The sequence below is a fragment of the Enterobacter sp. SCRI0065 genome (genome assembly GCF_059766475.1).
This window is the reverse complement of record NZ_JCBAJB010000004.1, coordinates 407447-424743: the sequence shown is the minus strand read 5'-3', so window position 1 is coordinate 424743 and position 17297 is coordinate 407447. Positions and strand designations below refer to the sequence as shown.

Here is a 17297-nt window from a genome sequence, read left to right as displayed (position 1 = left end):
CAAAACGCCGCCAGCAAAGTCACCAGGACTTCCTGAACGGCGTTTTTCAGATGACATTAGAAATCAGAACTGCATCAGTTCCGCTTCTTTATCTGCCAGCGCCGCATCAAGCTTCTTGATAGCAGCGTCAGTCAATTTCTGAACGTCGTCCTGAGAACGGCGGTCATCATCTTCGCTGATTTCTTTGTCTTTCAGCAGTGCTTTCACTTTGTCATTCGCATCACGACGCACGTTACGCACAGCAACACGCGCGCCTTCGGCTTCACCGCGAACCACTTTGATCAGCTCTTTACGACGTTCTTCCGTCAGTGCTGGCAGTGGAACGCGAATGTCGGTACCCGCTGAACTTGGGTTCAGACCCAAATCAGAGGCCATGATCGCTTTTTCTACCGCTGGACCTAAAGAACGGTCGAAGACGTTGATTTTCAGGGTACGGGTATCTTCAACTGTCACGCTTGCCAGCTGGCGCAGCGGAGTTGGGGTACCGTAATACGGTACGATGATACCATCAAGCAGGCTTGGGGAAGCACGGCCGGTGCGCACTTTGCTGATTTGGTTTTTGAAGGCTTCTACGCATTTTTCCATGCGTACTTCAGCATCTTTTCTGATATCGCTAATCACGTTAAGAATCCTTGAAAACTTGTTTCAGGCAGACTATCCGCCAGCACAGCCGCTACAGGTGTGCTAAGTATAGTCGCGTTTAATTCATGACAACGCCTGAGGCGCGTCCAGGTAAGCGTTCACTACGCAGTAAAGCGGAATCTTACCTGTATTTATCGCCAACGGAAATTATTCCGTGATCAAAGTGCCTTCTTTTTCGCCCATTACGACGCGACGCAGCGCGCCTGGCTTATTCATATTGAAGACACGAATAGGTAACTTATGGTCACGAGCCAGCGTGAAGGCCGCAAGATCCATCACTTTTAGCTCTTGATCCAGCACTTCATTGTAGGTCAACTGATCGTACATAGTTGCCGCAGGATCTTTAGCGGGATCGGCGGTAAACACGCCGTCAACTTTCGTTGCTTTCAGCACGACGTCGGCTTCGATTTCGATACCGCGCAGGCAGGCAGCGGAGTCGGTAGTAAAGAACGGGTTACCCGTACCGGCGGAGAGGATCACCACGCGGTTGTTGCGCAGTAGGCTGATTGCCTCTGCCCAGCTGTAGTTATCGCATACGCCATTCAGAGGAATAGCAGACATCAGGCGGGCGTTCACATAGGCGCGATGGAGTGCATCACGCATTGCCAGGCCATTCATCACTGTTGCCAGCATACCCATGTGGTCGCCCACAACGCGATTCATACCCGCTTTCGCCAGACCAGCGCCACGGAAAAGATTGCCACCGCCAATTACCACGCCAACCTGGATACCCAGTTCGACCAGTTCTTTGATTTCCTGTGCCATGCGGTCAAGAATGCTTGCGTCAATACCGAAGCCTTCAGTTCCCTGCAGTGCTTCGCCACTCAGCTTAAGCAGAATGCGTTTGTACACGGGTTTTGCATTGGTAGCCATGTTTCTTTCCTGAGACTGTCAACGATTAAGATAGGGGTTAGTTCTGGCGACATTATATGTCACTTATCAGCACAGAAACGCCAGGCGTCTGTCTGATTTCTGCATGATAGGGCACAAAAAGAAGCCGCCCTCAGGCGGCTCCTTCGCAATCATTAAGACTGCTTGGACATTGCAGCAACTTCTGCTGCGAAGTCAGTTTCAACTTTCTCGATGCCTTCGCCCACTTCAAAGCGGATGAAGCCAGTCACGTCAGCATTGCGCTCTTTCAGCAGCTGAGCAACAGATTTAGTTGGGTCCATCACGAATGGCTGACCAGTCAGAGAAACTTCGCCGGTGAATTTCTTCATGCGGCCTTCAACCATTTTCTCTGCGATTTCTTTTGGCTTGCCAGACTGCATGGCGATGTCCAGCTGAACCTGGTACTCTTTTTCTACCACTTCAGCAGACACATCTTCAGGCTTAACGAATTCTGGTTTGCTTGCAGCAATGTGCATTGCCAGCTGTTTAACCAGTTCTTCATCAGCGCCTTTAGCCGCAACCAGAACACCGATACGAGCACCGTGCTGGTATGAACCCAGAACGTCGCCTTCGATGGAAGCAACACGACGGATGTTGATGTTCTCACCGATTTTAGCAACCAGCGCAACACGCTCTTCTTCGAACTGAGCTTTCAGAACGTCAACGTCGGTGATTTTGCCAGCCATAGCTGCATCCAGAACTTTATTAGCAAATGCCTGGAAACCACCATCTTTTGCTACGAAGTCAGTCTGGCAGTTAACTTCCAGAATGATGCCGTAGGTGCCGTCGATTTTAGTCAGGATTACACCGTCAGCTGCAACGTTGCCTGCTTTTTTCGCCGCTTTAATCGCGCCGGATTTACGCATATTTTCGATTGCCAGCTCGATGTCGCCGTTGGCTTCAACCAGTGCTTTTTTGCAATCCATCATGCCTGCGCCAGTACGTTCGCGCAGCTCTTTTACCAGGGATGCGGTAATTTCAGCCATTCTTAAATCCTCGGGAGAGATGACCTGCTCGGCTCAAGGAACCAAACAGGTTTAAAAGTGAAAAAGGGGCCATTAAGAGGCCCCTATCCATACACGGTACTAATAAGGGGTAGAACCTTATTATTCAGCTTCTACGAAGCTTTCTTCCGCCTGGGAAGCCAGATCCTGAGAACGGCCTTCACGTACGGTGGTCGCTACAGCACCCAGGTACAGAGTAACAGCACGGATTGCATCGTCGTTACCCGGGATAACGAAGTCAACACCGTCCGGATCGGAGTTGGTATCAACGATAGCAAATACCGGGATACCCAGGTTGTTAGCTTCTTTGATCGCGATGTGCTCGTGGTCAGCATCAACAACGAACAGAGCGTCTGGCAGACCACCCATGTCTTTGATCCCGCCAAGGCTGTTTTCCAGCTTGCCGAGTTCACGAGTGCGCATCAGAGCTTCTTTCTTGGTCAGCTTATCGAAAGTACCGTCCTGAGACTGGATTTCCAGATCTTTCAGGCGCTTGATGGACTGACGAACAGTTTTCCAGTTGGTCAGCATGCCGCCCAACCAGCGATGGTTCACGAAGAACTGATCGCAGCTGTTGGCAGCTTCTTTCACAGCTTCGCTTGCAGCGCGTTTAGTACCAACAAACAGAATCTTACCTTTACGGGAAGAGATCTTGTTCAGCTCAGCCAGGGCTTCGTTGAACATTGGTACCGTTTTCTCAAGGTTGATGATGTGAACTTTGTTACGCGCGCCGAAGATGAAAGGCTTCATTTTCGGGTTCCAGTAACGGGTCTGGTGACCGAAGTGAACACCAGCCTTGAGCATGTCGCGCATGGAAACAGTTGCCATGTTTAAAACCTCTATTTAAAAGTTGGGGTTAAGCCTCCACGTATCCCATATTACCGACCCCAAAGGGCACCCCGGAATATGTGTCGATACGTGTGTGTTATTTACACAAAGTGAGATTTGTCGCTTCTGGTCCATCTTGTGTAGACGAAATGGATCGGAAGTCCGGCGCGCTTTATACCACAAAACGCGAGAAGACACCAACTGTTGTTGGCTGCGTGTGCTGTTAATGATTCTCAATTTGGCACAGGCATCGCCAGACTGTTACCATTGACAGCACTTAGACTAGTATTGTCGAAAAAATCGACACCGATGGACAGATTACATGGCTATCTCAATTAAGACACCTGAAGAAATTGAAAAAATGCGCGTCGCCGGTCGTCTGGCCGCTGAAGTGCTGGAAATGATTGAACCGTACATCAAACCGGGCGTGAGCACCGGCGAACTGGATCGCATCTGTAACGACTATATCGTGAATGAGCAGCATGCCATCTCCGCCTGTCTTGGCTATCACGGCTTCCCGAAATCCGTCTGCATCTCCATTAATGAAGTGGTATGTCACGGTATTCCTGACGACGAAAAACAGCTGAAAGATGGCGATATCGTTAACATCGACGTGACCGTTATCAAAGATGAATATCATGGCGACACGTCCAAAATGTTTATCGTGGGTAAACCCACTATTCTGGGCGAGCGCCTGTGCCGCATTACTCAGGAAAGCCTGTATCTGGCGCTGAAAATGGTCAAGCCGGGTATTCGCCTGCGCACCCTTGGCGCTGCGATTCAGAAATTCGTTGAAGCAGAAGGTTTCTCTGTGGTTCGCGAATATTGCGGTCACGGGATTGGCCGCGTGTTCCACGAAGAACCGCAGGTACTCCATTATGATGCCGATGACGGTGGCGTGGTGCTGCAAAAAGGCATGACCTTCACTATCGAACCGATGGTCAACGCAGGCGATTACCGTATCCGTACCATGAAAGACGGTTGGACGGTGAAAACCAAAGACAGAAGCTTGTCAGCACAGTACGAGCATACTATTGTGGTGACGGACAACGGCTGTGAAATAATGACGTTGCGAAAGGATGACACCATCCCGGCGATACTCTCGCACAACGAATAAAAAGAAGCCGGCAAATGCCGGCTTTTTTAATGGCTATAGCTTTTACTTATGGGTGGCGCACGATGAGTAATCTTTTACCCGAACAGTATGCCAACACGGCACTTCCCACCCTACCCGATCAGCCAGATAATCCGGGGGTCTGGTCACAGGAGATGCTCAGCTGCGCGGATATTAAGGCACATATTGACGTCTTTCAGCGCTGGCTGGGCAAGGCGTTTGACGCGGGTATTTCAGCGGAGGCCCTCATCGAAGCGCGCACCGAATTTATCGATCAGCTGTTACAACGTCTGTGGATCGATTACGGATTTGGGCAGATTAGCGACGTGGCGCTGGTCGCCGTAGGGGGTTACGGACGCGGTGAGTTACATCCCCTCTCTGATATTGACCTGCTCGTTCTGAGCCGCAAAAAACTGCCAGAAGAACAGGCGCAGAAAATTGGCGAGTTGCTGACGCTGCTGTGGGATGTAAAGCTGGAAGTCGGTCATAGCGTTCGCACGCTCGAAGAGTGTTTGCTGGAAGGACTAGCGGACCTCACCGTCGCCACCAACCTGATCGAGACCCGCCTGCTGATTGGCGACGTGGCGCTATTCCTTGAACTGCAAAAGCATATTTTCAGCGAAGGGTTCTGGCCTTCAGAAAAATTCTTTGCCGCAAAGGTCGAAGAACAAAATGTGCGTCATCAGCGCTATCACGGCACCAGCTATAATCTCGAACCCGATATTAAAAGTAGCCCAGGTGGCTTACGCGACATTCATACATTGCAGTGGGTTGCTCGCCGTCATTTTGGCGCGACGTCGCTCGACGAAATGGTCGGTTTCGGCTTTTTAACCGAAGCCGAGCGCAATGAACTCAACGAATGTCTGCATATTCTTTGGCGCATTCGCTTTGCCCTGCATCTTGAAGTGACTCGCTACGATAATCGGCTGCTGTTTGACCGCCAACTGAGCGTTGCCCAACGTCTGAACTACAGTGGCGACGGTAACGAACCGGTTGAACATATGATGAAGGATTTCTTCCGCGTCACCCGCCGCGTGGCTGAACTCAATCAAATGCTCTTACAGCTGTTTGATGAAGCTATTCTGGCCCTGACGCCCGACGAAAAGCCGCGACCGATTGATGACGAATTCCAGCTGCGCGGCACGTTAATCGACCTGCGCGACGAAACGTTGTTCATCCGCGAGCCAGAAGCCATACTGCGCATGTTCTACACCATGGTCCGCAATAGCACGATCACCGGCATTTACTCCACGACTCTGCGTCATTTGCGCCATGCGCGCCGTCATCTAAAGCAGCCTCTGTGCTACATCCCGGAAGCTCGTTCGCTTTTTCTGAGCATGCTTCGCCACCCAGGCGCAGTCCGGCGAGGTATGCTGCCCATGCATCGACACAGCGTGCTGTGGGCCTACATGCCGCAATGGTCGCATATCGTAGGCCAGATGCAATTTGATCTGTTCCACGCCTATACGGTTGATGAACACACTATTCGCGTCATGCTGAAGCTTGAAAGCTTTGCTAACGAAGAAACACGCTCGAAGCACCCGTTGTGCGTCGACCTGTGGCCGCGACTCAGCCACCCTGAACTGATCCTGATTGCGGCCCTGTTCCACGATATCGCGAAAGGACGCGGCGGCGATCACTCCGTGCTCGGCGCGCAGGATGTGTTGAAGTTTGCCGAACTTCACGGTCTTAATTCACGTGAAACACAGCTGGTTGCGTGGCTGGTACGCCACCATTTGTTGATGTCGGTTACCGCACAGCGTCGTGATATTCAGGATCCGGAAGTCATCAAACAGTTTGCCGAAATTGTGCAGACTGAAAACCGTCTGCGCTTCCTGGTCTGCCTGACGGTCGCCGATATTTGTGCCACGAACGAAACGCTGTGGAACAGCTGGAAGCAAAGCCTGTTGCGCGAACTCTATTTCGCCACGGAAAAACAACTGCGTCGCGGAATGCAAAATACGCCGGATATGCGTGAGCGCGTACGCCACCATCAGCTCCAGGCGCTGGCGCTGCTGCGAATGGACAATATTGACGAAGAAGCGCTACATCAGATCTGGTCACGCTGTCGGGCCAATTACTTTGTTCGCCACAGTCCACATCAGCTGGCATGGCATGCAGGGCATCTGCTTAAGCATGATCTGGCACAACCGATGATCTTGCTAAGCCCACAGGCTACGCGCGGTGGAACAGAAATTTTCATCTGGAGCCCAGACAGACCCTACCTGTTTGCCGCCGTTTGCGCCGAGCTCGACAGGCGCAACCTGAGCGTACATGACGCGCAAATCTTTACGACGCGTGATGGAATGGCAATGGATACCTTTATTGTGCTGGAGCCAGACGGCAGCCCACTCTCCTCCGATCGCCACGAGGGAATTCGCTTCGGACTGGAGCAGGCGATTACTCAGCGCAGCTGGCAGCCGCCGCAGCCGCGCCGACAACCGTCGAAATTGCGCCACTTTACCGTCGATACCGAGGTCAATTTCCTGCCGACCCATACCGACCGTAAATCGTTCCTTGAGCTGATCGCACTCGACCAGCCCGGCCTGCTGGCCCGCGTCGGTCAGGTTTTTTCGGATCTGGGAATTTCGCTGCATGGGGCCCGAATTACAACCATTGGCGAGCGAGTAGAAGATTTATTCATAATCGCCACAGCCGACAGGCGTGCGCTTAATAATGAGCTGCAACTTGAGGTACAACAACGGTTGACAGAGGCCCTCAATCCAAACGATAAAGGGTGACGTGTTTTTTAGTAAAATGGAAAGAGTAAACAATGCAGCAGTTACAGAACGTTATTGAGTCCGCCTTTGAGCGTCGCGCCGAGATCACCCCGGCAAATGCAGATACCGTAACCCGCGAAGCGGTTAACCAGGTGATTTCTTTACTGGATTCCGGCGCGCTGCGGGTAGCGGAAAAAATTGACGGCCAGTGGGTAACTCATCAGTGGCTGAAGAAAGCCGTGCTGCTCTCTTTCCGTATTAACGATAACCAGGTTATCGACGGTGCGGAAAGTCGCTACTTCGATAAAGTCCCAATGAAATTCGCTAATTATGACGAAGCGCGTTTCCAGAAAGAAGGGTTCCGCGTTGTGCCACCAGCGGCCGTTCGTCAGGGTGCTTATATCGCGCGTAATACCGTGCTGATGCCGTCCTACGTGAACATCGGCGCATACGTTGATGAAGGTTCCATGGTAGATACCTGGGCGACCGTGGGTTCTTGCGCGCAGATCGGTAAAAACGTTCACCTGTCCGGCGGCGTCGGTATCGGTGGCGTACTTGAGCCACTGCAAGCCAACCCAACCATCATCGAAGACAACTGCTTCATCGGAGCCCGCTCCGAAGTGGTTGAAGGCGTGATTGTAGAAGAAGGCTCCGTGATCTCGATGGGTGTTTACATCGGTCAAAGCACGCGTATTTACGATCGTGAAACGGGTGAAGTGCATTATGGTCGCGTACCAGCAGGCTCCGTTGTCGTTTCCGGCAACCTTCCGTCAAAAGATGGCAAATACAGCCTGTACTGCGCGGTTATCGTGAAAAAAGTCGATGCGAAAACTCGCGGTAAAGTCGGTATCAACGAACTGCTGCGCACCATCGATTAATCGGTGATAAAAAAAAGCGGGGCCACCCCGCTTTTTTTACATCTTAAGGTGGCGAAAATAGATTTTTTCGTTAATTATTCATAGGTTATGTTGAGATAAAGGGTACCGCTATGTACGATAATCTGAAAAGTCTGGGCATTACCAATCCTGATGAAATTGATCGTTATAGCCTCCGCCAGGAAGCGAACAACGATATTTTGAAAATCTATTTTCACAAGGACAAAGGAGAGTTTTTCGCTAAGAGCGTGAAGTTCAAATATCCTCGTCAACGTAAAACCGTTGTCGCTGATGGCGTAGGGCAAGGGTATAAAGAAGTTCAGGAAATCAGTCCGAATCTGCGCTACGTGATCGACGAGCTCGATCAGATCTGCCAGCGCGATCGTACTGAAGTCGATCTTAAGCGTAAGATCCTCGATGACCTTCGTCATCTTGAAAACGTTGTCACGCATAAGATCAGTGAAATCGAAGCCGATCTTGAGAAGTTGACGCGTAATAAATAAAAAGTTTCATGCTGGGTTGAGTGCGTTCTGATGTCCTCACCCCTTCCCTCTCCCACGTGAAGAGGGTGCAAACCCTAAAAACGGTAGCCTTGAGGTTACCGTTTTGCTTTTACCTACCTCTGCTCATCCAACTGCAACGCCACATACAGCAGCAATCTGTCGTCAAAATTACCTAAATCCAGCCCGGTGAGTTCTGAAATACGGTTCAACCGATATTCCAGCGTATTGCGGTGAATAAACAGCGCTTTCGACGTCGCCAGAGGCTGGACGTTATGGCGAAACCAGGCCTGCAAAGTACGTCGCAACAGACCGTTATTATCCATTGCCTTCAAACGAACAAGTGGACGCGCCAGCTCATTGGCTTGCCAGCCCCCCCTCAGGCTGTCGAGCAACACCGGCAGCATCAAATCTTGATAGAAATAGCCACGGCTTTCCGGCATACGCTGTTTACCCACCATCATGGTGGTGCGTGCCGTACGCCACGAACGGGCAATGCTGCCAGGGCCGGTGAAGTAATTACCAAGCGCCACGCGAAAACGCAGCTGGCCGTTCTCTTTCATTCGTGCAATCAGCAGCTCAACACGACGGCGATGATCTTCAGCATCCCAGCGGCCAAACGGGTTAAGTGCCGGTTTTAACACCACCATCTCGGTCAGGGAGACAATCGCCACCAGGTTGTTACGCTCCGGTGTGGCAAGCGCATTTTGCAGCTGCTGCAACTCCGCCATCGCACTATCCACCCCCAGCTGACCGCTATCCACTTCAATCACCGCCACCACGCGTGGCTGGTTAAGGTCGATACCTAAACGCTGCGCCCATTCCGTCAGTGCTGGCGTATGCTCCTCGGCCTGGATTAAGTTCATCACCAACTCTTCACGAAGACGGCTATCCTGCGCCAGAAGATGCATCAGCCGCGATTGTTCCAGCATCATCTCGGCGGTCATGCATACCAGTTCACCGTATTTGCGCAGTAGCTCCGGCTCGCCGGTCAGACCGATAACGCCGACAATCTCACCTTCTAGTCGCAAAGGCAGGTTAATTCCCTGACGCACGCCGTGGAGATGTCGCGCCACCGCATCATCAATATCCACAACGCGTCCCTGAGAAAGCACCAGTAGCGCGCCTTCGTGCAATTCCCCAATACGTTCACGATCGCCGCTGCCGATGATTCGCCCACGAGCATCCATTACGTTGATATTGGTATCGATGATGCGCATGGTTCGCGCCACGATTTCCTGCGCCATTTTGGTATCAAGATGCCAGCCAGCCATGTAACCCTCCTGTGAGCAGAGCTCAAGCATAGGGGAGTTCAAATGCTGCTGCATTGTGCGGATGCACAAAGTCAGGGGAAGAAGTATGGACTTGTGGAAAGGGTCACAGAAAAGGGTAAAGTCCCTGCTTCGTGGAAGCAGGGACTGGGAGGATTACTGCATCAACAGATAGAGAGTGGTATCGCCACGTTGAATATTCAGCGCCAGCACGGTCGGTTTGCTGTCGAGAATTTTGCGCAGTTCAGCGATGTTTTTCACCGGCTGCTGGTTGGCACCAATAATCACATCACCTTTTTTCAGGCCGATACGGGCAGCAGGCGTGTTGGCTTTCACGTTGCTCACAACGACGCCTTTATCCGCGCCTTTGTTGCTCATCTCTGCACCTTCAATACCGCTAAAGATGGAGCTGGAATCAACCTGAGTCTGGCTGCTTTGCTGCAACTCAAGGCTTACATTCACAGGCTTACCATCACGCAGCAGTCCAAGCGCCACTTTACTGCCAACCGGCATGGAGCCAACTTCCGCACGCAATGCGGCGAAGCTGCTGATTGGCTTACCGTTCAGGGTGGTAATCACATCGCCCGCTTTGATACCTGCTTTCGCGGCGGATGAATTCGCCATGACCTGGCTTACAAATGCGCCACGCTGCGCATCTACCTTCATCGCTTTCGCCAGTTCAGAGTTCAGCTCAGTACCCAGGATACCCAGCTCGCCACGTTTGACCTGGCCAAATTCGACCATCTGGCTGGTCAGGTTTTTCACCATATTGCTCGGAATCGCAAAACCAATACCGATGTTGCCACCGTCCGGTGCCAGGATAGCGGTGTTGATACCGATAAGTTCACCGTTCAGGTTCACCAGCGCACCGCCGGAGTTACCACGATTAATCGCGGCATCGGTCTGGATAAAGTTCTCGTAGTTTTCAGCATTCAGGCCGCTACGACCCAGCGCAGAGACGATACCGGAGGTGACCGTTTCACCCAGGCCAAACGGGTTACCAATCGCCACAGTGTAATCACCGACGCGCAGCGCGTCAGAGTCTGCAAGCTTAATCGCCGTCAGGTTTTTGGGATCCTGAATCTGAATCAGCGCGATATCAGAACGCGGATCTTTGCCTACGACTTTAGCGTCAAACTTACGACCATCGCTCAGCTGGACTTTAATGCTGCTGGCGTTGTCCACCACGTGGTTGTTGGTGACAACATAGCCTTTAGCGGCATCAATGATGACGCCAGAACCCAGCGCCATGAATTTTTGCTGCTGGCCGCCGCCGTTACCACCCGCGCTGTCATCACCTGCCCCACCGCCCTGACAGAACGGAGAGCTCTGGAATGGAGAACCTTCCTGGCAGAACGGAGAATTATCGCCAAAGAACTGCTGGAAGTTACGCGGCATGCGCGGCGTATTCACGGTCGTGCTGCCTTCAACGTTAATACTCACCACCGATGGCATCACTTTTTCGAGCATCGGGGCCAGGCTTGGCATCGGCTGCGCGGTTGCAGCCGAAGACGCGGTCTCAGCTGCGGAGGCAGACAGAGGAGATAACGCTAAACCTAAACTCAGAGCCAGTGCACTCATTGCTAATGTGGTTTTTTTCATGTTCTCAATCTCATTATACGGATAACGCAAAATTGCTGTGTACATCAGATTCGTTTTGTCGCGCGAAGTTCCGGGATTAAGTTTCTGGAAAAAGTAAAAATTTATTGGCCGTCTTTACAAAAGTCATAAATTATTCCACGGCCATCAGTCGACGGTATTCATCCCAGGCATACAAATCGGTCATTCCGCTGATATAGTCCTGAATCAATCGACAGCGATAATAATATTCCAGAATCGGCCATTGCGCAGAATATCGGTCAATTTTACTAACAGCTTCGACATAGGCAAGACGATGACGCGTAGACAGTTTATGAAAAAGTCGCGATTCAATCGGTAAGCGTTTCACCCGATCGTTTTCAACCAGTTCGGTGAATTCCTCTACCGATAATTGCAGTAGCGGACGGTAAATTTCAAGTAGCCCGCTGATGACGCGATAGCCTTGTAATTCCAGTTGCTCGACATCAGGGTGGCTAAAGACATGCCGAATGGCGACGTTTTTATACAATTCAAGCAGTTGGCTAAAGCTACTATCGTCTTCCAGCAACGCATGATTGAAGTCACCGCTGAAAATGGTCGGCAAATTGTCTATAAAACGAGCGGCGGCGTAAGGCACCAATTTATTTAGCGTATTGACTCGCAAATACATAAAGAACTGATCTTCGGTGCTGTGGCTTAGCGAATTTGAGCGGGATTTTTCCCACGCATTTTCGACGACCTGCGCAAACAGCGAACCTTTTTCATGCTGACCCCAGGCCTGATGAAGATGCTGATAAAGTTCTTCAACGCTAAATATTCTTTTCTCAACGGCATCTTCCAGATCGGCTACGCAATAGGAGATATCGTCTGCGGCCTCCATAATCCAGGTTAATGGGAAGCGGCCATGCGGAGTCAACGAAAGTTCCTTACGCAACCTTTCAATATAGGCTTCTTCAGAAAGGTAATAACCCGGCTTTTTCATCAAATAACTGTGGGATACGGGTGGCTCACCCATCCACCACGCCGGGCGAGTATATTTGAGGATACAGCCCACCTGCGCCCAGGTCAGGTTCATCCGCATCAGAGAATGCACCAACCGGATCCCCTGCGCGTTCCCTTCGAACTGGCAAAGATCCTGACGCACCTTGCGGCGCAGATCGTTGATAGCTTCTTCACCCTCTCGCAGACGCAAATCTCGGTTCAGACAGCGGTCATCGGTCAGCGGCTGACTGGCAGCATCCGAGGGAAACAGGCGCTGCTTGAACCAGTCGTTAATCGCCGCCTCACCAAAATGCCCAAACGGCGGGTTGCCAATGTCGTGCATCAGGCACGCCATCTCAACGATGCTCTCGAACGGCCCGGTCAGTTCATCCAGACCGTAGGTTTCCAGCAAGCGTTGCTCTTTAAGTCGGCTGAGGATCTCTTTGGCGATGTAACGCCCCACCTGCTGGACTTCCATTGAGTGGGTTAACCGCGTGCGAACTGCCGCATTGCGCTCCAGTGGGAACACCTGCGTTTTTTGCTGCAAGCGGCGGATGGCAGGGGAATTAATAATGCGTCCGCGATCGCTTTCAAAGATACGCAGGATCTCATGTTCACTCTTTTCTCCCTGCGGAGAACGGAAACGACGATGCCAGTTAATTTTATTGCGAAAATCGATCGGTGCCATGTGCTCCCCCGCGTGAGAATGCGTTTCCCCTTAAGCGCATGATAGACTATGCATCTTAACAAGGCACATCGCGAGTAAATCTATGAAAATCGGCATTATTGGTGCAATGGAAGAAGAAGTTACGCTGCTGCGTGACAAAATTGAGAACCGTCAGACCCTCTCATTGGGCGGCTGTGAAATTTACACCGGCCAGTTGAACGGGACCGACGTGGCTCTGCTGAAATCAGGCATCGGTAAAGTAGCGGCAGCCCTTGGCGCAACGCTTTTACTGGAACGCTGCAAGCCGGACGTTATCGTTAACACCGGTTCTGCGGGTGGCCTGGCCGAGACGCTTAAAGTGGGCGACATTGTGGTATCCGACGAAGCGCGCTATCACGATGCCGACGTGACCGCATTTGGTTACGAATACGGTCAGCTTCCAGGCTGCCCGGCAGGCTTCAAAGCGGATGACAAGCTGATTGCCGCAGCCGAAAGCTGCATTGCCGAACTGAACCTGAACGCCGTACGCGGTCTGATTGTCAGCGGTGATGCCTTCATCAACGGTTCCGTAGGTCTGGCCAAAATCCGCCACAACTTCCCGCAGGCCGTTGCCGTTGAAATGGAAGCGACAGCCATTGCGCACGTTTGCCATAACTTCAGCGTACCGTTTGTGGTGGTGCGCGCGATTTCCGACGTCGCCGACCAACAATCCCACCTGAGCTTCGATGAGTTCCTGGCGGTTGCGGCTAAGCAGTCCACGATCATAGTGGAAACGCTGGTACAGAAACTGGCGCGTGGCTAAGGCATTATGGGCGCTGGTCGCCCTGTGCTTGCTCGCACCGGCGTGGCTTCTCGCCGCGCCGCGTGTGATTACCCTTTCGCCTGCCAATACCGAACTGGCTTTTGCCGCCGGGATCACCCCTGTTGGCGTCAGCAGTTTCTCTGACTATCCACCCGAAGCTAAACAGATCGAGGAAGTCTCGACCTGGCAAGGCATGAACCTTGAGCGCATCGTGGCGTTGAAGCCCGATCTGGTGCTGGCCTGGCGCGGCGGTAACGCCGAGCGACAGGTTAATCAGCTCTCTTCGCTGGGTATCAAAGTGCTTTGGGTTGACGCCATTAGCATTGAGCAGATTGCCCAGACGTTACGCGAGTTATCCGCCTGGAGCCCAACGCCTCAAAAAGCCCAGCAGGCCGCTCAACAACTGCTTAACGACTATGCCTCACTGAAAGCAAAATATGACGTCTCGCCGAAAAAGCGCGTGTTTTTGCAGTTTGGCAGCCAGCCGCTTTTTACCACCGGTAAAGGTTCTATCCAGAATCAGGTATTAGAGGTCTGCGGAGGAGAAAATATCTTTGCCTCAAGCCGTGTTCCCTGGCCTCAGGTCAGCCGTGAACAGGTACTGGCGCGTCAGCCGCAGGCAATTGTCGTAATAGGAAATGCGAGCGAAATTCCTAAAATTGAACAATTCTGGCATAGCCAGCTCAAAATTCCGGTTATTGCCCTGCACGGTGACTGGTTTGAACGAGCAAGCCCGCGTATTATCCTCGCCGCAAAACAACTCTGCTCTGCGCTTTCTCAGAGTCACTAACTCTATTCGGGGATTATTAAAATGCTCGTTTACTGGCTGGATATCCTTGGCACAGCCGTGTTTGCTATCTCCGGCGTATTGCTCGCAGGCAAACTTCGTATGGATCCTTTTGGCGTGCTGGTACTCGGCGTAGTGACGGCCGTCGGAGGCGGAACGATCCGCGATATGGCGCTCGATCATGGTCCGGTATTTTGGGTCAGAGATCCCACCGATCTGGTGGTCGCCATGGTCACCTGCCTGTTGACGATCGTGCTGGTTCGCCAACCCCGTCGACTGCCTAAATGGATCCTTCCTGTGCTGGATGCCGTCGGTCTGGCGGTGTTCGTTGGTATCGGCGTCAACAAAGCGTTTATGGCGGGCACCGGACCAATGGTGGCAATTTGCATGGGCGTGCTAACCGGCGTGGGCGGCGGGATTATCCGCGATATCTTAGCGCGTGAAGTGCCCATGATTCTGCGAACTGAAATCTATGCCACGGCGTGTATTATCGGCGGGATAGTCCATGCGACGGCGTTCTATACCTTTGGCGTGGAGCTTGAAACAGCAGCGATGATCGGAATGGTTGTCACGCTGGGAATTCGTCTGGCGGCGATACGCTGGCATTTAAAACTGCCGACGTTTGCGCTGGATGAAAACGGAAGGTAAAAGCAAAACGGTAACCGCCAGGTTACCGTTTTTAGTATTTTCTCCCTCTCCCTGTAGGGGTGAGGGCATCAGACCACATCGTCCGAACCGTTAGATGCTAAACGACGAACCACATCCACAGGTGCTTGTCGCGTTCGGGTTGGTCACCACAAAGCGGGAACCTTCCAGGCCTTCGGTGTAGTCCACCGCGCCACCGACCAGGTATTGCAGGCTCATCGGGTCAACGACCAGCGCGACGCCCTGCTTCTCGATGGTCATGTCACCGTCGTTGATCTTATCGTCGAAGGTAAAACCGTACTGGAACCCGCTGCAACCGCCGCCAGTAATATATACGCGCAGTTTCAGCTCCGGATTGTCTTCGTCGGCAATCAGGTGTTTTACTTTGTTGGCTGCGGCTTCGGTAAACTGCAGCGGCAACGCTACGTCATCACTCATTTTTTACTCCCATGAATACTGCCATTGGGTAAAAATCACCCAATTCTTTTTTTCATTATCTAATACCCTGGTAATTCATTCAAGTATTCTGCTTTTCAGCCAGTGCGGCTTCTTGCTTCGCCAGGGTTCGCGCAAGAATGGTGGAGTATAGCGGTTTTCCGCCCAGGAACTGGGCTAATAGTGTCGCGCCGAGGCAGGTAATGATCATTGGCAAAATGAGCTGGTAATTGTCAGTCATTTCCAAAACCAGCAAGATTCCGGTCAGCGGCGCGCGTAACGATGCCGCCAGCAGCGCCCCCATTCCGGCTATCGCAAAGGTTCCAGCTTCAAGATGATAGGCCGGAAACCCTGCCGCTGCCGCCATGCCAAATGCCGTTCCGAGCAGCGTACCCAGCGCCAACATAGGGGCAAAGATCCCTCCCGGCGCACCGGAAGAAAAACAGAGTAGCGTGGTGACAACACGGGTAATGAACAGAAATAGCAGTAACCCTACGCTGTAATTTCCCGCTGCCGCAATCGGGATCAGGCTAAAGCCGCCGCCCGCCGCTTCTGGCTCGATCAAACCCAATACACCGCACATCCCGCCGAGCAGTCCGCCGATCAACACCCACTTTGTCGTATTGCCACCGTAAAAACGCTGAAACAGATCCTGAGTGCGTATGATCAGCGAATTAAACAGCGGGCCGATCGTACCGAAAATCATGCCCAGAATAAGATAAAGCCACAGCGTATTGACCGGCGCATTGGTGAGTTTTCCCACCTCAATCACCGCCCCTTCACCATTGAAAATCCGAAAGACGATGCTCGACATAATGACGCCGGTAAAAACGGCCTTGATCGAGATAAGGTTATAGCGAAACTGCGGACGCATCTCTTCGATGATAAACAGGATCCCGGCCAGCGGAGCGTTAAATGCGGCGGAAAGGCCTGCGGCTGCCCCTGTGGCGAGCAAGGTATGCCGCGCTTCGCCGCTGCGCATGCGGAAGATGTCTGCCACCATGCGTCCAATATTGCCGCCCAACTGGACCGTTGGCCCTTCGCGCCCGAGCACCATTCCCGCACCGAGCGTGCCCATGCCGCCGATAAATTTCACCGGGATCACACGCCACCAGCGCACAGGGCGCAGCTCTTCCAGCGCACCTTCTATTTCCGGAATACCGGAACCGCCTGCCTCCGGCGCATACTTCCGCACCAGGAAATAACCCACCATCGCCAGCAGCGCCGACAAAATAAAGGCCAGCGGCCACATCAACCACGGATGTTCAGCAATTCCCGCAAGGGTACCAATACGCCAGTTCAGAATGGCATTGACCGCTTTTTCGAACGCGATACCGACCAGTCCGGCCAGCGTACCAACCACAGCGGCCATTACCAGGATTGCCAGCGGCGTTTTATCGCGGTTCAGCAAGCGTCGGACGCTTATCCGGCGGCGCAGTCGAGAATACTGCCGTTGTTCAAAAGAGGAGTTATCTGCGTTCATCATCCATTCTTTTATTAGTCATACAAATAGCAGGCGGGATTCTACTGTCCCAAATGCCGCCCGTCGCCTGAAAA

The 17297-nt window shown here is 52.4% G+C and carries 16 protein-coding genes; 7 read left to right on the top strand and 9 right to left on the bottom strand.

All coding sequences use genetic code 11. The features are described 5' to 3' along the window. Positions 1-63: 63 nt before the first annotated feature. From frr to rpsB, 4 genes are all read right to left on the bottom strand, one after another. The gene (gene frr / locus AC6EMZ_RS14460) at positions 64-621 is read right to left on the bottom strand and encodes a ribosome recycling factor (protein WP_498403233.1); all 558 of its coding nucleotides are present in this window, start codon (positions 619-621) and stop codon (positions 64-66) included. A 168-nt stretch (positions 622-789) separates the two neighbouring features. Next, a complete protein-coding gene (gene pyrH, locus AC6EMZ_RS14455; protein ID WP_498403231.1) occupies positions 790-1515 on the bottom strand; it encodes a UMP kinase in 726 nt (241 codons plus the stop codon). A gap of 152 nt (positions 1516-1667) precedes the next feature. Next, positions 1668-2519 carry a translation elongation factor Ts gene (gene tsf, locus AC6EMZ_RS14450; RefSeq protein ID WP_498403230.1) on the bottom strand — a complete coding sequence of 284 codons (852 nt, stop codon included), beginning with the start codon at positions 2517-2519 and terminating at the stop codon, positions 1668-1670. A gap of 120 nt (positions 2520-2639) precedes the next feature. Beyond that, the gene (gene rpsB, locus AC6EMZ_RS14445; RefSeq protein ID WP_498403228.1) at positions 2640-3365 is read right to left on the bottom strand and encodes a 30S ribosomal protein S2; all 726 of its coding nucleotides are present in this window, start codon (positions 3363-3365) and stop codon (positions 2640-2642) included. Positions 3366-3687: 322 nt separating this feature from the next. Between rpsB and map the strand changes: the two genes are divergently transcribed. From map to AC6EMZ_RS14425, 4 genes are all read left to right on the top strand, one after another. Then, positions 3688-4482: a type I methionyl aminopeptidase gene (gene map, locus AC6EMZ_RS14440; RefSeq protein ID WP_498403227.1), complete on the top strand. Its 795-nt coding sequence runs from the start codon at positions 3688-3690 to the stop codon at positions 4480-4482. Positions 4483-4544: 62 nt separating this feature from the next. After that, the gene (gene glnD / locus AC6EMZ_RS14435) at positions 4545-7220 is read left to right on the top strand and encodes a bifunctional uridylyltransferase/uridylyl-removing protein GlnD (protein WP_498403226.1); all 2676 of its coding nucleotides are present in this window, start codon (positions 4545-4547) and stop codon (positions 7218-7220) included. A 32-nt stretch (positions 7221-7252) separates the two neighbouring features. After that, positions 7253-8077, top strand: coding sequence for a 2,3,4,5-tetrahydropyridine-2,6-dicarboxylate N-succinyltransferase (gene dapD, locus AC6EMZ_RS14430; RefSeq protein WP_498403225.1), 825 nt, complete (start codon positions 7253-7255; stop codon positions 8075-8077). Between the two features lie 110 nt (positions 8078-8187). Then, positions 8188-8577 carry a DUF3461 family protein gene (locus AC6EMZ_RS14425; protein WP_498403224.1) on the top strand — a complete coding sequence of 130 codons (390 nt, stop codon included), beginning with the start codon at positions 8188-8190 and terminating at the stop codon, positions 8575-8577. A 113-nt stretch (positions 8578-8690) separates the two neighbouring features. Here the strand turns inward: AC6EMZ_RS14425 and cdaR are convergent, their stop codons facing one another. From cdaR to dgt, 3 genes are all read right to left on the bottom strand, one after another. After that, a complete protein-coding gene (gene cdaR, locus AC6EMZ_RS14420) occupies positions 8691-9848 on the bottom strand; it encodes a DNA-binding transcriptional regulator CdaR (protein ID WP_498403223.1) in 1158 nt (385 codons plus the stop codon). Positions 9849-10001: 153 nt separating this feature from the next. Beyond that, complete coding sequence (gene degP / locus AC6EMZ_RS14415) at positions 10002-11447, bottom strand: serine endoprotease DegP (protein WP_498403222.1); 1446 nt, start codon at positions 11445-11447, stop codon at positions 10002-10004. Positions 11448-11577: 130 nt separating this feature from the next. Continuing rightward, a complete protein-coding gene (dgt, locus tag AC6EMZ_RS14410; protein WP_498403221.1) occupies positions 11578-13092 on the bottom strand; it encodes a dGTPase in 1515 nt (504 codons plus the stop codon). Between the two features lie 82 nt (positions 13093-13174). Between dgt and mtnN the strand changes: the two genes are divergently transcribed. From mtnN to AC6EMZ_RS14395, 3 genes are read left to right on the top strand one after another with little or no spacing between them, the layout of a single operon-like run. Continuing rightward, a complete protein-coding gene (gene mtnN / locus AC6EMZ_RS14405; protein ID WP_498403219.1) occupies positions 13175-13873 on the top strand; it encodes a 5'-methylthioadenosine/S-adenosylhomocysteine nucleosidase in 699 nt (232 codons plus the stop codon). Next, positions 13866-14663 (top strand): vitamin B12 ABC transporter substrate-binding protein BtuF, encoded by a 798-nt coding sequence (gene btuF, locus AC6EMZ_RS14400; RefSeq protein WP_498403218.1) that lies wholly within the window; start codon positions 13866-13868, stop codon positions 14661-14663. Before mtnN ends, btuF begins: the two co-directional genes overlap by 8 nt. Before the next feature lie 21 nt (positions 14664-14684). Beyond that, complete coding sequence (locus tag AC6EMZ_RS14395; protein WP_271265946.1) at positions 14685-15308, top strand: TRIC cation channel family protein; 624 nt, start codon at positions 14685-14687, stop codon at positions 15306-15308. Positions 15309-15398: 90 nt separating this feature from the next. On the opposite strand, the gene erpA is transcribed toward AC6EMZ_RS14395, so the two are convergent. After that, positions 15399-15743 (bottom strand): iron-sulfur cluster insertion protein ErpA, encoded by a 345-nt coding sequence (erpA, locus tag AC6EMZ_RS14390; RefSeq protein WP_498403216.1) that lies wholly within the window; start codon positions 15741-15743, stop codon positions 15399-15401. A gap of 79 nt (positions 15744-15822) precedes the next feature. Beyond that, positions 15823-17223 (bottom strand): H(+)/Cl(-) exchange transporter ClcA, encoded by a 1401-nt coding sequence (gene clcA, locus AC6EMZ_RS14385; protein WP_498403291.1) that lies wholly within the window; start codon positions 17221-17223, stop codon positions 15823-15825. Positions 17224-17297: the final 74 nt, after the last annotated feature.

What these genes read in the sequence shown, in the direction of transcription:
- pyrH (WP_498403231.1), bottom strand. Translation starts at nt 1,515, where the DNA reads ATGGCTACCAATGCAAAACCCGTGTACAAACGCATTCTGCTTAAGCTG.
- tsf (WP_498403230.1), bottom strand. Translation starts at nt 2,519, where the DNA reads ATGGCTGAAATTACCGCATCCCTGGTAAAAGAGCTGCGCGAACGTACT.
- rpsB (WP_498403228.1), bottom strand. Translation starts at nt 3,365, where the DNA reads ATGGCAACTGTTTCCATGCGCGACATGCTCAAGGCTGGTGTTCACTTC.
- map (WP_498403227.1), top strand. Translation starts at nt 3,688, where the DNA reads ATGGCTATCTCAATTAAGACACCTGAAGAAATTGAAAAAATGCGCGTC.
- glnD (WP_498403226.1), top strand. Translation starts at nt 4,545, where the DNA reads ATGAGTAATCTTTTACCCGAACAGTATGCCAACACGGCACTTCCCACC.
- dapD (WP_498403225.1), top strand. Translation starts at nt 7,253, where the DNA reads ATGCAGCAGTTACAGAACGTTATTGAGTCCGCCTTTGAGCGTCGCGCC.
- AC6EMZ_RS14425 (WP_498403224.1), top strand. Translation starts at nt 8,188, where the DNA reads ATGTACGATAATCTGAAAAGTCTGGGCATTACCAATCCTGATGAAATT.
- cdaR (WP_498403223.1), bottom strand. Translation starts at nt 9,848, where the DNA reads ATGGCTGGCTGGCATCTTGATACCAAAATGGCGCAGGAAATCGTGGCG.
- degP (WP_498403222.1), bottom strand. Translation starts at nt 11,447, where the DNA reads ATGAAAAAAACCACATTAGCAATGAGTGCACTGGCTCTGAGTTTAGGT.
- dgt (WP_498403221.1), bottom strand. Translation starts at nt 13,092, where the DNA reads ATGGCACCGATCGATTTTCGCAATAAAATTAACTGGCATCGTCGTTTC.
- mtnN (WP_498403219.1), top strand. Translation starts at nt 13,175, where the DNA reads ATGAAAATCGGCATTATTGGTGCAATGGAAGAAGAAGTTACGCTGCTG.
- AC6EMZ_RS14395 (WP_271265946.1), top strand. Translation starts at nt 14,685, where the DNA reads ATGCTCGTTTACTGGCTGGATATCCTTGGCACAGCCGTGTTTGCTATC.
- erpA (WP_498403216.1), bottom strand. Translation starts at nt 15,743, where the DNA reads ATGAGTGATGACGTAGCGTTGCCGCTGCAGTTTACCGAAGCCGCAGCC.
- clcA (WP_498403291.1), bottom strand. Translation starts at nt 17,223, where the DNA reads ATGAACGCAGATAACTCCTCTTTTGAACAACGGCAGTATTCTCGACTG.